This is a genomic window from Adlercreutzia muris (assembly GCF_008831045.1).
Classification (GTDB): domain Bacteria; phylum Actinomycetota; class Coriobacteriia; order Coriobacteriales; family Eggerthellaceae; genus Adlercreutzia; species Adlercreutzia muris.
Genome location: NZ_WAJS01000012.1, coordinates 46,211 through 59,296 on the forward strand (window position 1 = coordinate 46,211; position 13,086 = coordinate 59,296).

General features: G+C 65.1%; 13 protein-coding genes. 8 read left to right on the forward strand and 5 right to left on the reverse strand.

The features are described 5' to 3' along the window. Window positions 1-9 precede the first annotated feature (9 nt). Window positions 10-1,002, forward strand: a complete 993-nt coding sequence (locus tag F8D48_RS04915) for a CPBP family intramembrane glutamic endopeptidase (protein ID WP_151430171.1) — start codon at window positions 10-12, stop codon at window positions 1,000-1,002. 54 nt (window positions 1,003-1,056) lie between these two features. Here F8D48_RS04915 and F8D48_RS04920 read toward each other — a convergent pair whose 3' ends face one another. Both F8D48_RS04920 and F8D48_RS04925 read right to left on the reverse strand, forming a co-directional pair. Next, window positions 1,057-2,493: a DNA-deoxyinosine glycosylase gene (locus tag F8D48_RS04920; RefSeq protein ID WP_151430172.1), complete on the reverse strand. Its 1,437-nt coding sequence runs from the start codon at window positions 2,491-2,493 to the stop codon at window positions 1,057-1,059. Window positions 2,494-2,692: 199 nt separating this feature from the next. Further along, the gene (locus F8D48_RS04925; protein ID WP_151430173.1) at window positions 2,693-3,361 is read right to left on the reverse strand and encodes a helix-turn-helix domain-containing protein; all 669 of its coding nucleotides are present in this window, start codon (window positions 3,359-3,361) and stop codon (window positions 2,693-2,695) included. 239 nt (window positions 3,362-3,600) lie between these two features. On the opposite strand from F8D48_RS04925, the gene crcB reads away from it, so the two are divergent. From crcB to F8D48_RS04945, 4 genes are all read left to right on the forward strand, one after another. Beyond that, complete coding sequence (crcB, locus tag F8D48_RS04930; protein WP_151430174.1) at window positions 3,601-3,981, forward strand: fluoride efflux transporter CrcB; 381 nt, start codon at window positions 3,601-3,603, stop codon at window positions 3,979-3,981. Between the two features lie 76 nt (window positions 3,982-4,057). Beyond that, the gene (locus F8D48_RS04935) at window positions 4,058-4,528 is read left to right on the forward strand and encodes a cupin domain-containing protein (RefSeq protein WP_151430175.1); all 471 of its coding nucleotides are present in this window, start codon (window positions 4,058-4,060) and stop codon (window positions 4,526-4,528) included. Window positions 4,529-4,604: 76 nt separating this feature from the next. After that, the gene (locus F8D48_RS04940; protein WP_240806232.1) at window positions 4,605-5,858 is read left to right on the forward strand and encodes an SLC13 family permease; all 1,254 of its coding nucleotides are present in this window, start codon (window positions 4,605-4,607) and stop codon (window positions 5,856-5,858) included. A 165-nt stretch (window positions 5,859-6,023) separates the two neighbouring features. Then, the gene (locus F8D48_RS04945) at window positions 6,024-6,455 is read left to right on the forward strand and encodes an MOSC domain-containing protein (protein ID WP_151430176.1); all 432 of its coding nucleotides are present in this window, start codon (window positions 6,024-6,026) and stop codon (window positions 6,453-6,455) included. Window positions 6,456-6,574: 119 nt separating this feature from the next. On the opposite strand, the gene F8D48_RS04950 is transcribed toward F8D48_RS04945, so the two are convergent. Further along, on the reverse strand, window positions 6,575-7,387 hold the full coding sequence (locus F8D48_RS04950; RefSeq protein ID WP_151430177.1) for an ATP-binding protein: 813 nt from the start codon (window positions 7,385-7,387) through the stop codon (window positions 6,575-6,577). An 86-nt stretch (window positions 7,388-7,473) separates the two neighbouring features. Here F8D48_RS04950 and F8D48_RS04955 point away from each other — a divergent pair, with 86 nt between their 5' ends. After that, window positions 7,474-7,791 (forward strand): hypothetical protein, encoded by a 318-nt coding sequence (locus F8D48_RS04955; RefSeq protein WP_170272727.1) that lies wholly within the window; start codon window positions 7,474-7,476, stop codon window positions 7,789-7,791. 20 nt (window positions 7,792-7,811) lie between these two features. Here F8D48_RS04955 and hypB read toward each other — a convergent pair whose 3' ends face one another. Both hypB and F8D48_RS04965 read right to left on the reverse strand, forming a co-directional pair. Beyond that, on the reverse strand, window positions 7,812-8,489 hold the full coding sequence (gene hypB, locus F8D48_RS04960) for a hydrogenase nickel incorporation protein HypB (protein WP_151430179.1): 678 nt from the start codon (window positions 8,487-8,489) through the stop codon (window positions 7,812-7,814). Window positions 8,490-8,687: 198 nt separating this feature from the next. Next, the gene (locus F8D48_RS04965; RefSeq protein ID WP_240806233.1) at window positions 8,688-10,154 is read right to left on the reverse strand and encodes a response regulator transcription factor; all 1,467 of its coding nucleotides are present in this window, start codon (window positions 10,152-10,154) and stop codon (window positions 8,688-8,690) included. Window positions 10,155-10,488: 334 nt separating this feature from the next. On the opposite strand from F8D48_RS04965, the gene F8D48_RS04970 reads away from it, so the two are divergent. Both F8D48_RS04970 and F8D48_RS04975 read left to right on the forward strand, forming a co-directional pair. After that, entirely contained in the window at window positions 10,489-12,177 is a 1,689-nt protein-coding gene (locus F8D48_RS04970; protein WP_240806234.1) for an FAD-binding protein, read from the forward strand. Between the two features lie 331 nt (window positions 12,178-12,508). Continuing rightward, window positions 12,509-12,964 carry a hypothetical protein gene (locus F8D48_RS04975; protein WP_151430181.1) on the forward strand — a complete coding sequence of 152 codons (456 nt, stop codon included), beginning with the start codon at window positions 12,509-12,511 and terminating at the stop codon, window positions 12,962-12,964. Window positions 12,965-13,086 lie beyond the last annotated feature (122 nt).

Below are 13,086 nucleotides of genomic sequence, written 5' to 3' on the forward strand. Positions count from 1 at the left end.
AGGTACCCCATGAAACGAGCGCTCATCTTCCTCGCCATCACCTTCGGCATCACCTACGCCTACGAGTTTCTCGTGGTGTATCCCCTGGCAGCGGGTACGGCGCCCTACATAAGCGACCTCGTCTCGCCGACGCTGGCCTACATGGGAGCCGTGGCCCTCGTCATGCTCTTCCCCGCGCTCGGCGTGGTGCTCACGCGCGTGGTGACGCGCGAGGGATTCAAGAACTGCGTGCTGAAGCCGACACCGCCGCGCCAATCGCTGCCGTGGTTCGCCGTGGCCTGGTTCGGGCCGATCCTTCTGGTGCTGGCGGGAGGGGCCGTGTACTACCTGCTGTTCCCCGGCGACTTCGATCCCGCCCTCATCTCCTTCGTGGAGGCGCAGCGCGCCGCGGCCATGGCGAACGGCGCCGACCCAGCGACTCTGGCAGCGTTCAATGAGGCAGCGGCTGCGCCCCTCGCGATGGTCGTCAGCCTCCTCGGAGCTTGCGCCATCGCGCCCGCGCTCAACATCGTCACCACCTTCGGCGAGGAGTGGGGCTGGCGCGGCTACCTCATGCCGAAGCTGGCGACCCGCCTCTCCATCGTGCCCACCCTGGTGGTCACGGGCGTCATCTGGGGTCTGTGGCACGCACCCATCGTGGCCCTCGGGCACAACTACGGCACCGGTTATCCCACCGAACCTTGGGGCGGTGTCCTGGCGATGTGCGCCTGGTGCGTGGCGCTGGCTGTGTTCCTCGGCTACGTGACCATCCGCACGCGCTCCACCTTCGCGGCGGCCATCGGCCATGGCGCGCTGAACGGGTCGGTGAACCTCGTCACCATCTGCTCCATCTCGGGCGGCAGCCCCTTCGTGGGACCCTTGTGCACGGGTATCGTGGGCGGCTTGCCCCTGCTGGCCGTAGCGGCCCTCATGCTGCGGGATCTGCGCCGGCGCGAGAAAGCGGGCACCCTGCACGTTCCCGAAGCGGGCCTTCCCGACGGGGTGCGGAAAGAGCACCGGTAGGAGCGCAACGAACCGGAGCGAACGGGCCGCCACGGCACCGGGGCGCCGCTGCGGTCAGCCCGCGGCGGCTTCGAGAAGCGGCTCGATATAGGCAAGGGGCGCCACGCGAATGCGACCGCAACAGGGCGCGGGAACGAGCGGGGCGGTTGCTGCGGCCGCCTGGCCGCCAGGCACCTGCACGGCGAGCGGCCCGCCCTCGGCACCGCCTCGCCCAGCGCAACCTTGATCGCGGACAATGTACAGTCCCGGTTTGGGAGTGATCATGGTGACCGTGACGTCGGCGCGCACCGTGTCGGCGGCGGCCGCGCCCGTCTGGGCCGAGAGCCCGCTCGGCACATCGGCGGCCACCACCACGGTGCCCCGGACGCGGGCGTCGTTCAGGGCGCGAATCCATCTGTCGAAGGGGGCTTTCACCGCATCGTGGGAGAATCCGGTGCCGAGGATGGCGTCGATGGCGAGGGGCGCGGTCGCCAAAAGATCGGCAACCTCACCGGAATCGGGCGCGACGAGCACCGCGGCGCGGTCGCTCAGGGCCGCTCGGGCCCTGAGCGCCGCCGAGCGCGCCGGCTCGGCCCTTAGGTCTTCGGGAGCCCGCGCCGTCACCACGCGCACCGGGATACCCCACCGATCCAGGTACTCGGCGGCCACCCAGCCGTCTCCCCCGTTGTTGCCGCTGCCGCAGAAGACGACAACCGGGCTCTCGCGCCGGAAGCCCCTGTGCCCGGCGCCAACGGCTGCCGCCGACCCATCGAAGCCCGCTGCGGCGCCAACGGCGACTAGCGGCACATCGGCACCCGCGGCACCGCTCTCTGCGGCAACGTTCCCGCCAGCCGTTCTCCCCTCCAGCATCTTGCGCGCCTCGTAGGCCAGGAAGCGGCCCGCGCGGCGCATGAGTCTGTCGAGCGGCGTGCCGGCGGCGGCGATGGCCCGTTCCAGCGCCACCACTGCGGACACATCCAGCACCGGTGGCTCGAAGCAAGTCACCGCCTCGGCCATGGGACGGTAGGCCTCCACGAGCCGCGGCAGCGACCAGGCGGCGTTGGCCGGGCTCGTGGAGGGCAGCTTCTGGGCCGCGATGCCGCAAACGGGCTCGCACAGCTTCTCGTAGAGCCGCGCCGAGGTGGCGCCGGTGCAGAACACGTGCCGCACGGGAGCCGCATGCAGAATGCGCGAGAGATCGTTGGGCCGGGCGTTGCGAATGGAAGCGTCGGAGGCGCCCTCGATGTCGCAGGAGGCGAGCACGTCCCACAGCGCTATATGGTGGCGCAGCAGCAGATCGGTGCGCTCGGCGTTGCCCTCGGGCACCGGCTCGTCGAACAGCGCCGCCAGCACGCGCCAGAACCGATTCTGCGGATGGCCGTAGAAAAACCCCGCCTCCCGCGATTTCGGCGAAGGCATCGTGCCCAGCACGAGCACCTCCGACCGTCCATCGAACACCGGCGGAATGCCGTGCTCTACCGATTGCGGCTGCCTCTGCGTCTCTTTCGTCATCCGACCTTGCCCTTTCCTACCGTCTTTCCATGACAGCGTTATATATCAGGATGACCCCGCTGGCAACGGCCGACGGCCCCTTCAAATTCAAACGCCTCTTTTCCCATCGACCATCTATGCCTGGTAAAGGACGCCGCCTGACGAGGCGATCACACCCTATAACGGGTATCACGCTCTAAGCTCAATCGACTACGCCTTTCTACATCAGGCGCACGGTGCTCTTGCGCTGGACGCGCGGGGTGCGGCAGGCGAACAGGCCGTGGCGGTTGCAATAGGCGAAAATGATGCCGAGACCGCGGTAAGGGAAGCGGGCATCGGCCGTCTGCTCGGGGTACAATTTGCGGAAGAACACCTGGTCAGTGGTCACGTATGCCATGAAGCTGATGAAGTGGTCCTTGCCCATGGGGTGCTCCATCGTAAGATACACCTCGCCGTCGGCCACCTCTACCCGGGGCAGATGAGCGGACGGGTCGGCCGCCGCCGCGTTCTCGGGAGCCGCGGGAATCCTCCCGTCGACGGCGTTCTCCACTTCCAGCACCGGCAGCGCGATGCCGCAGCAGCTGATGGAAGCCTCGCCCGTAGCGTGGATGACATTGCCGCACAGCGGGCACACGTAGAACTTCGCCCGCAGCAGGTTACCCGCGCGGTTGGCGTTCACGATCTGCTCGCCGGACAGAAGCTCGGCCACCGACACGCCGAGGGCGCAGGCCAAAGGCTCCACGAGCGTGATGTCAGGCAGTCCGCGATCCGTCTCCCACTTCGATACCGCCTTGTCGGTGATGCCGAGCCGATCGGCCAGGTGCCGCTGGGTCATTCCTGCCCGCTCGCGCAGGGCGCGGATGGACGCGCCGCTGATGTATGAGGTCATGGGGTGCTCCTTCTTCCGAATATTGAACGTCGCCGATTATGGGCGCTCGCGACCGCCCTGGCAACCTACGCTTCGTAGACCCCATGTCCGTCTGCGAACCGTGCGACCACCGCCCGTCGGCCGCACGCCAACCGTCCTCCAGCCACACGGCAACCGAGCGCCCAGCGCCCGCGGACGCCCTTGCAGCCGCCCATCGCCTATACTGGCGAAAACGGAAACGATGGGGAAAGGGCAACATCATGATGAGCGTGCTGTGCGTGGGGGCGGGCGGTTTCGTGGGCGCGGTGAGCCGCTATGGCCTCGGCCTCATTCCCCTGGCATCGGGCCTGCCGCTCGTGACCCTGCTCATCAACCTCGTCGGCTCCGTGGTCATCGGCGCGGTCGCAGAGGCCGCATCCCTCGCCCCAACCGCCCTGCCCCGCGAAACGGTGCTCTTCCTGAAAGTGGGCCTCTGCGGTGGCTTCACCACCTTCTCCACCTTCTCCTTGGAAACCCTGGAGCTCATCGAAGGCGGCCAATGGGCCGTGGCCGGCGCCTACGCCCTGGCCAGCGTCGTCCTCTGCGTAGCCGGCGTGCTGGCCGGCAAGCTGCTCGCCCGCGCCCTGCTGCCGGCCGCGTAGACGTCGAAGACTTACTTGACTTGGAGTTTACTCGAAGTTATACCGTTGAACCCAGCCCTCAACGAAAAGGATCCCCATGACCAAAGTAGTCCAGACCGCCGGCCGCGATGCGCTCGGCACCGAAAGCCCGACGTCCCATGGCGGCATCTTCGGCTTGGGCGGCCCGAACGACGCCTATGCGCAGTACTTCACCGGGCAGTCGTACTTAAACCCGCTGACCGACCCCGCGCAGACCCAGTTCATCGCCAACGTCACCTTCGAGCCTGGCTGCCGCAATAACTGGCACATCCACCATGCGGAAGACGGCGGCGGCCAGATCCTGCTCGTCACCGATGGCGAAGGATGGTACCAGGAATGGGGCCAGCCGGCTCGCAGGCTTCTGCCCGGCGACGTGGTGGTCATCCCCGCCAACGTGAAGCACTGGCACGGCGCAACCGCCGACAGCTGGATGAGCCACGTGGCCTTCGAGGCTCCGGGCACCGCCTGCGCGAGCGAGTGGTGCGAGCCCGTCACCGATGAGGAGTATGCCGCGCTTTCCTTGCAGTAAGAGAAGGATTCCCAACGCCCAGAGGCCGTAAGGTATACTGACCGACGCTGGCAAACTCCCGTTGAAAGGCCGTCCCTTGAAGCCGCTATCCCCCATCGCGTTTCTGCGCGAGCATGCCGTGCTTGCGGTGTCGGCCGTGGCGGCGGTAGCCTCCATGGTGGCGGTGCCGCCCGACAGCGCGTATTGGGGATATTTCGACTGGAAGACGCTCGGCTGCCTGTTCTGCGTGTTGGCCGTAGCGAGCGCTCTCAGGCTCATGGGCGCCTTCGACCGCGCGGCCCGAACCGTCATCGCGCGATTCGGGAGCCCGCGATCCCTTGCGCTTGCGCTCGTACTCACCACAGCGGCACTCTCGTGCGTGGCCACCAACGACATGGCCCTCATCATGATGCTGCCGCTGTCGGCCGCCACCCTCGTGGGCGCGGGGCGGGCACGGCTGATACCGGCCGTCTTCGTGTTGCAGAGCCTGGCGGCGAACCTCTGCGGCATGATCGTGCCCTTCGGCAATCCGCAGAACCTGTACCTGTACTCGTACTACGGGCTGCACCTCGGCGACTTCCTGCGCACCATGGCGCTTCCCTTCACCGTATCCGTGGTCGGCGTCGTTGCCGCTACTTGGTGGCTCGCAGGGCGACCCGGCAGGAAGAAGGCAAGCGCGGAGGCGACCCGGGGCATAACCACGGCGAAGGCTCCCGCCTCCTCGACACCTGCGGCTCGTGCCGCCATCGGGGCCGCCGCCGAACCCGCAACCGCGCCCGTCCCTCGCCGTCCCATGCCGCTCAGTCGCCGTCGTCTCGGCGCCTACGGCGTGCTGCTGGCCCTCACGCTGCTGGCCGTGTTCCGCGTCCTGCCCATCGCCGTGGCCGTCGCGGCAGTGGCGGCAACCCTCGCCGCACTCGACCGCCGGGCGCTGGCCGCCGTGGATTGGTCGCTGCTCGCCACCTTCGCCTGCTTCTTCGTGTTCGCGGGGAACCTGGCCCGCATTCCCGAGCTGGCGGCCATCCTCGGCCCGCTCATGGACGATCACGGCCTCATTATTAGCGCCGGCGCAAGCCAAGTCATCAGCAACGTGCCCGCCGCCGTGCTGCTGTCGCACTTCACGGACGCGTGGCAGCCTCTGCTCGTCGGCGTGAACATCGGCGGCGCGGGCACCCTTGTGGGCTCGCTCGCCAGCCTCATCACCCTTCAGCATTTCACCAGCGTGCGCAAGGTGTTTCCCCAAACGCGCGACGTGCCCGAGCTGTCAACTGGCCGCTTTCTCGGTCTGTTCACCCTGCTGAACGTGGCCTTTCTCGTGATATTGCTTGTGGCTTGCGGACTGTGCGGATAGGTGTGCGGGCCCTATTATTCTCCCTTGCGAATATTCCAGGAATTCGCTAGAATTTTCCCGCGCCGAAGTTTCCCCCTCTCGTCGTGCAGCGGGCCGGGGATATGTCCAATGCACCGGGCGGGTCGAGAGTGGCGCACGGCCTGTCGCCAGCGAGAAAGGTGCATCATGGGCGTTGTCAAAGCCGTATGCACGAGCAGCATCAAGGGAATCCAGAAAACCGAACAGGACGCCATCGAGCTGAAGCCCGATTGGGGCATCGAGGGCGACGCCCACGGCGGGCCGTGGCACCGCCAGGTGAGCCTTTTGTCCTACGAGCAGATCGAAGCCTTCAAGGCGCGCGGGGCCGACGTGGGCCACGGTTCCTTCGGCGAGAACATCGTCGTGGAGGGCTTCGACTTGAAGAGCCTCCCCATCGGCACGCGCTTCGCCTGCGGCGACGCGGTGCTGGAGCTGACTCAGGTCGGCAAGCAGTGCCACGCCCACTGCGCCATCTACCACCAGGTAGGCGACTGCATCATGCCCCGCGAGGGCGTGTTCTGCAAGGTCATCGAAGGCGGTACCATCGCCCCCGGCGACGCCATCGAAATCGCGCAGTAAGCTGGAGGCGAGCCCTCAGCGATGAGAAGCACGCCGCCCTCTAGGTCAGTGCTCTCCGAAAATGCCCCGAGCCAGCAGTCCGACTCGGGGCTCAATTTTCGCCTGGGCAACTCACCTTATCATTTCAGAAGGTACCTCACATTTCGCGTACCGCCCTCCCTTACAACGATCCCCTTGTCGATAAGGTCGTTGAGCACGTTGATGGTCTTGGTCTGGGAAAAGCCCGCCGCCTCTTGAAGGGCGCTTCGCGTCGTCTCGCCCTCCGCAATGGCGCGGGCCACGGCAATTTCGTCGCGCGTCAGCTCTCCCACTGGCACATTACCGAGCCTCCTCGCGTTTCTGTTGGCCAGTGCCACGGTGAAGGTATTGGGTGTGACCGAAAGCTCGACTGCCGCGGGCCGCCCCTCGTAGGCCGATCGCATCCGGCCAATGCCCGTCCCCCATGCCTCGATAATTCCCAGGCGATACAAGACCGAGGCAAGCAACTTGTTTCTTGGAACTGATATGTTAGCAGTCAGATCTGCAAAGGTGATCCCCGGCACCAGACCGCCGAGCGTCACGATCTCGATGCGAGACGGCATAACGCTCACCAACGTTGGACCGGAAAGGGCATACTCGCGATGGGCCACGGCATTCACCAGCGCCTCCCGCAATGCCGTCGACGGATAGTCGTCGAAGTCCACGCGCTCCAATCCATCGTAGCGCGTCTTGAACTTGTTGTGCGACTCAAGGAACTCATAGGCGCTATCGAGCTGGGCCAAAAGGGATCCGGTGTACTCTTCGCGTTCCAGAAAGGCGTTGCGCTCGTCATCGTCAAAGGCGGCCGCTTTGAGAAAGGAGGGGCACTGATCCGAGAGAAGGAGCGCAAGATTCGTGAAACCGGCCTGAAAGTCAAGTTTCACGACCGTCTCCCCTGGATTGGTTTCTAACATATTCTAACTTTTTCTAACATTCTAACATTTTCTAACATAATACCAGGTCAGAAATTGCAATAGTTCGCAAGGTGCGCCCAAGCCATATGCATCAGCTCTGTCGTGCCCGCCTCAGCGCCAGCGCACTGTGCCATCTACCACCAGGTGGGCGACTGCATCATGCCCCGCGAGGGCGTGTTCTGCAGGGTCATCGAAGGCGGCGCCATCGCCCCTTCTACGACGACGCCGATCGGCAGCTGCGCCTTGCGAGCGACACCTCCTGGCTCGACTTCGACAAGCTGGCGGGCTTTCCCGAATGGGCCACCGACTTACTCGACGAGAACCCCTCCATGTACGGACGCACCGATTTCATCTATGAGGGATTGCAGAAGCACATCGACTTCCTGCAGCTCCTCTTCGGCTAAGCCGCGGAGTGCCGGAGACGCTATTTCACCTTCGCGGCGCGCTGGGCCTGAAGCCAGTCCACCAGCTCGGGGATGCCCTCGCCGGTGCGGGCGGAAGTGACGAAGATGTCGAGCGCGGGGTTCAGCAGACGCGCCTGTTCCTTGAGGCGGTCCATGTCGAAGTCCTCGTTTAAGGGCAGATAATCGCACTTGGTGACGATGAGGGCGTCCACGGCGGCGAACATGGGCGGGTACTTCATGACCTTGTCCCAGCCCTCGGGGACCGAGAGCAGCATGACGCGGGTGTGGGCCCCGGTGTCGAAGTCGGCCGGGCACACGAGGTTGCCGATGTTCTCCAGGAACAGGTAGTCGAACCGCGAGCCGTCGAAGGCCTCGAAGGCCATCTCCACCATGCCCATCTCCACATGGCACACGCCCCGGGTGTTCAGCTCCACCGACTCCACGCCGGCCTCCTTGATCTTGAGCGCATCCACGTCGCTCTCGAGGTCCGCCTCGATGACGCCGAGCGCCTCCACGCCGCGGCCGCGCAGCTCGGCGATGATGGCGAGCAGGATGGTGGTCTTGCCGGCGCCCGGGCTCGCCATCACGTCCACGAAGAACGTGCCGTCCTCGGCCCGCGCGGCGCGGAAGGCGTCGGCGGCCTCGTCGTTGGCGGCCAGGATGTTCCTCTTCACTTCGATAACGCGCTTGCTGTCCACAAGGGTCTCCTTCGTTTAAGGCCAGCGCCCTCGGCGCGGCACGTCCGCTTTTCCTCTTGAGACCATAGTAACCGCGCGGCCCCCTTTCGCGCAATTCACAAAGGGAATCGGCTATGCAGATTATCGGAATAGCCCCTGCGTATTTTGCAACCGGCAGCCCGGAAGGCTGCGAAGATGCGGGGCCAAGCCTACGCGCCGCTACCCTTGGGAAGCGACCGCCGTCACCAAGTCGATGAGCTCCTCTTTGGAATGAATGCCGAGCTTCTGGTAAATGTGCTTGATATGCGTCGCCACCGTGTTCTTCGAGATGAACAGCTTCTCGCGAATATAGGGGCGACTGCGGCCCTGAGCCAGGAGAAACGCTATCTCGGTCTCGCGATCGGACAGACCGAAGCGCTCCTGCAGGCGCAGGCAGCCTTCCATCAGCGCACGCTCCACCGCGTTCGCCCCGACAAGCTGATCGGCATCTTCGGTCGGCTCGCCGGAAGGCGCCACGACGCCGGCAAACGAGACCAGGCAGATGAGCAGCAGTCCCACCGTGGTAAGCGGCACGCCCGCGGCAACGCACAGCTCGCCGCCAACGTTTCCCACGAGCACCCCCGCCTGCACCGCGCCGTTGAGCAGTCCCACGCCCAGGGCTGCCGGCACCTTCCCCTGTTTGGCGAGCGTCAGCGCGAAGAGATAGACGAGCACCTGGATGAGCGAATCGAAGGTCTCCCCAATGGCACTGGCGGCGAATCCCGGCCACAAACCCGGCATCTCGCGCAACACAAGCGTCACCACGGCGAAGGGCACCGCCCAGCGGAACAGGCCCGAGAAGCTCACCTTCTTCGAGAAGAAAACGATGGCCACCCCCAAAGCCACGCTGGCCAAGCTAGAGAGGAGCATGGCGACATCGAAATCAACGAGCTCGTGAAGACCGTCGCGCGTTTCCGCAAGCGAGGAGAGCCAACCCACCGACACATAGAGAACCGCCAGCACGAGAACTACACGGAGAAGATAGACGCGCCACGATCGCTCGATCGGGATTCGCGCAGCGCGATTCCCATCCACGCAAAACTCGGCGCACGGCAGATCCCCTTTGTGCGAGGAGCCCTCGGCCCGTTCCCCCGCCTCGCCGTCGCGGGCGCACAGCAGAAGCAGTACCCCCGACGCCAAGGGCAGCAGCACCGTGGCCGCCAGCCCCGACAAGCCCCGCAGGTGGGGAAAGACCACTACGCACGGCACGATCACTATAAAAGAGAGGGGAATGGCGACCTCCATCTCCTCGATGTCGAGCACCATGAGGGCCTGGGCCCACAGCAAGCTGAGCAGAGCGTAGCCCACGCCCGTCAGCAATCCGCCTGCGCCCGAAAGCATCGGAGCGCCCACCCCCAGATAGGAGAGGATCGTGCCAACCGCCATCAGCAGCGGCGCTGCCAGGCGCAAGGGAAGCCACAGCGACGAGGTTCGGGGAATCCGGCTGAGAGCCATACCGCCGACGAGAAACACGATCACCACCGCCGCAGCCGAGGCGAGCCACGACGCGTCGGCGTTTATGGACTGCCCTTGGCGCTCGGAAAACAGCGCCGAGGTGGAATACGAGCAGTACAGCCACGCCCAAACGAGCCCGATGCCCATATAGCGCAGTTTGAAAGCAGATTCGATATATCCCAGCGATGCCAAGGCTCTCCCCCGAGCCGTCACGCTCTTCACCAAATTCCCCCCCCGACTCCGCGAAAACAAACAGGCTGCCACGCAGCGCGAATACCGCCACGTGAATTTTCCTCGGAAGAGTATACCGCTGTCCCTCCCCCGCCCTTCGCGAAAAGCCCTGATAACGGCATCACCTCAGAAGGGTGATTTCTCCAATCGCCGCCAGAGGGCGATAGATAGCGCCCTCGCATTTTCCTATGGTGCCCTTGCGTCGCGCGCTTCGCCCCGCCCGTTCGTGACGAAGCGGCAGGAGAGCGGCGCGCCCGAGTATCACCGACAGGAGGGACCAATGAGCAACAAAACCATGAGCATGAATCGCCGCGATTTCCTCGGCCTCGGGGCCGCCGGAGCCGCCGTCGTCGGCGCCCTGGGCCTTGCGGGCTGCGCTCCGAGTGCTCCCGCCGAGAAGAGCCTCGGCGAAACAGGTGCGGCAACCGATGCTGCGGCCGCATCCGATTGGCTCGGCACTGAGCCGGAGGTCGCCGAGGGCGATATCGCAGAGACCCTGGACACCGACTTCCTCATCATCGGCGCGGGTACGGCGGGATTGGCCGCCGCCGGCGCCGCGGCCGACTTGGGACTGAACTTCATCATCTGCGACAAGGCGAACCAGGTGCCCGAGACCCGCGAGTACCTGGGCGGAGTCGACACGGCCTACGCCAAGGCGAACAACGTGGAAATCAACAAGCCGAAGCTTCTGAACGAGCTGACGCGCTATGCCTCGGGCAAGTGCAACCAGAAGCTCATCAAAATGTGGATCGACGAGAGCGCCGAGTACGTGGACTGGGTCACCGAGGTCATGAAGGATCAGGGCAAGGAGGTCATGCTGGATATGCCGCCCGCCCACGCCACCGGGGGCACTGACTACTACGTCCCCTATGTGCAGCACCTGTGGGAGCCCTCCTACGTACCGCCGACCCGCAACGACGTCATCGCCGAGCGGCTTTCCGGCCAGGGCCACGACATCCTCTTCGAGCATGAGATGGTGAAACTGCTCCACGGCGAGGGCACGGTGACCGGTGCCATCTTCAAGACCAAGGACGGCTACAAGCAGATCAACGCCAAGAACACGCTTTTGGCCACCGGCGGCTATGCGGCCAACCCCGTCATGATGCGCGCCCTTCAGCCGGCCGCCGTGGCCTGCTGCACCGCTTCCAGCTTCAACCCCACCTGCACCGGCGACGGCATTCGGGCAGGAATCTGGGCCGGAGCCTCTAAGGACATCGATGCCGCTCCCATGATCTTCGACCGCGGCGCGGTGGCCCCCGGCGTCGATGCCGGCTACGAGGGTACGGACGAAGCGGCGGTCTTCCGCGGCAACATCTTCCAGGAGAACATCGGCAGCCAGCCCTTTATGAAGGTGAACCGCCGCGGCCAGCGCTTCGCCAACGAGTCCACCCCCTACGACTTCGTCTGCTTTGCCGCCACCTACCAGCCCGGCGGCGTGTGGTGCCAGGTGTACGACGCCAACATGATGGACGACATGGTGCGCTTCGAGACCGTGGGCTGCTCGCGCGTGGTGCCCTACATCGAGATGGGCATGACCTTCGACGAGTACACCGCCGCCTCCCAGGAGTCCGGCATTCTCATGAAGGCCGACACCTTGGAGGAGCTGGCCGATATGCTCGGTTTCGCCAACCAGGATAAGGAAAACTTCCTCGCCGAGGTAGAGCGCTACAACGGGTTCTTCGACAAGCAGGTGGACGAGGACTTCGGCAAGGAGGCCTACCGCCTGTCCGCCATTCGCCAGGCACCCTTCTACGGCTGCTGGTTCGGCGGAAGCCTGCTCACCACCATCGACGGCCTGCGCATCAACGAGAACTGCCAGGTGCTCGATCCTGAGCTGAACGTCATCGAGGGCCTTTATGCGGCCGGCGACGTATCCGGCAGCTTCTTCAGCGGCAACTACCCCGAGTACATCGTGGGCGTGGCCTGCGGCCGCAGCTCCGTTGAGGGCCGCCACGTGGCCAAGCTGCTGGCCGGCGCTGCCTAAGGCGAGCTGCCCGCCTCGTCGCGAAGGGGTGCTCTCGAAAACGCGCCCTCTGCGATTCACTTCCCAGCCCTCCCTGCCGAAATCCAGCCATCGCGTGCTGGATTTCGGTTTTTTTGGCTTGGAAAGCACGACCTTGGTACCACACGAGCGCCCTTTCCGCTTCCTTGTCATACGCTACCTGGGAAAATGCCGCCGCTGTAATACGGAGACACCTCTTTTGTGCCGTTTTCCGTCCCAAAGTCGTGTTTTTCAAGCCAGAATACGCGTTTCGAGCGTGCTATAGTGGACGCGTTGGCTTCAAACGCAGCTCAAACGACCCCGAGGAGCCCTCATGACGACGACGGAAGTTGCCTTCGCCCGTTCCACCTGGCGAAAATCCCGCGAGTTCAGCACGGCCCTGCACGATTTGGCCCAGCGCATGCCCATGGAGCTGGTGCGCCTCTACGTGACCGAAGGGGTGCGCACCCCGCGCGTGCGCATCGACTACTACGACCGCATCGACGAACTGCGCGAACTGCGCCGCGAGGCCCTGCTCGGTGAAATGCCCTACGTGGAAGCCCAGGCCGAGATGTGGCTCGAAGAGCATCCCGCCGAGGCGGCTCGCATCGCCGCCGACTGCCGCCGCAGCCAGGCCACGGCCGAAATGCTTCTCGGAACCAGTGTGATGAACGGCACGAGCCCCGCTTTCGGCTTCTCCCCGGAAACCTATATCATGGCCCCGAGCCTGCGCGTCTACGAGCTGTTCATGTGGTACGACGAGAGCGAGCACTGGGTCCGCGAGCGTTAAGGGAAAGCCCGAACTACCCCCGGCCACGGCCCCGAACCGCCTCCACCCGTCGCACAGGCGCTCGTGCGACCCCATGCACCTGCGTGCCCGCTTTGCGGATATGCCGCGCCCGCCAAAAAGGG

Bases quoted from the DNA above. Each gene is read 5' to 3' on its own strand.
- F8D48_RS04915 (WP_151430171.1), top strand. From the start codon at position 10: ATGAAACGAGCGCTCATCTTCCTCGCCATCACCTTCGGCATCACCTAC.
- F8D48_RS04920 (WP_151430172.1), bottom strand. From the start codon at position 2,493: ATGACGAAAGAGACGCAGAGGCAGCCGCAATCGGTAGAGCACGGCATT.
- F8D48_RS04925 (WP_151430173.1), bottom strand. From the start codon at position 3,361: ATGACCTCATACATCAGCGGCGCGTCCATCCGCGCCCTGCGCGAGCGG.
- crcB (WP_151430174.1), top strand. From the start codon at position 3,601: ATGATGAGCGTGCTGTGCGTGGGGGCGGGCGGTTTCGTGGGCGCGGTG.
- F8D48_RS04935 (WP_151430175.1), top strand. From the start codon at position 4,058: ATGACCAAAGTAGTCCAGACCGCCGGCCGCGATGCGCTCGGCACCGAA.
- F8D48_RS04945 (WP_151430176.1), top strand. From the start codon at position 6,024: ATGGGCGTTGTCAAAGCCGTATGCACGAGCAGCATCAAGGGAATCCAG.
- F8D48_RS04950 (WP_151430177.1), bottom strand. From the start codon at position 7,387: ATGTTAGAAACCAATCCAGGGGAGACGGTCGTGAAACTTGACTTTCAG.
- F8D48_RS04955 (WP_170272727.1), top strand. From the start codon at position 7,474: ATGCATCAGCTCTGTCGTGCCCGCCTCAGCGCCAGCGCACTGTGCCAT.
- F8D48_RS04970 (WP_240806234.1), top strand. From the start codon at position 10,489: ATGAGCATGAATCGCCGCGATTTCCTCGGCCTCGGGGCCGCCGGAGCC.
- F8D48_RS04975 (WP_151430181.1), top strand. From the start codon at position 12,509: ATGACGACGACGGAAGTTGCCTTCGCCCGTTCCACCTGGCGAAAATCC.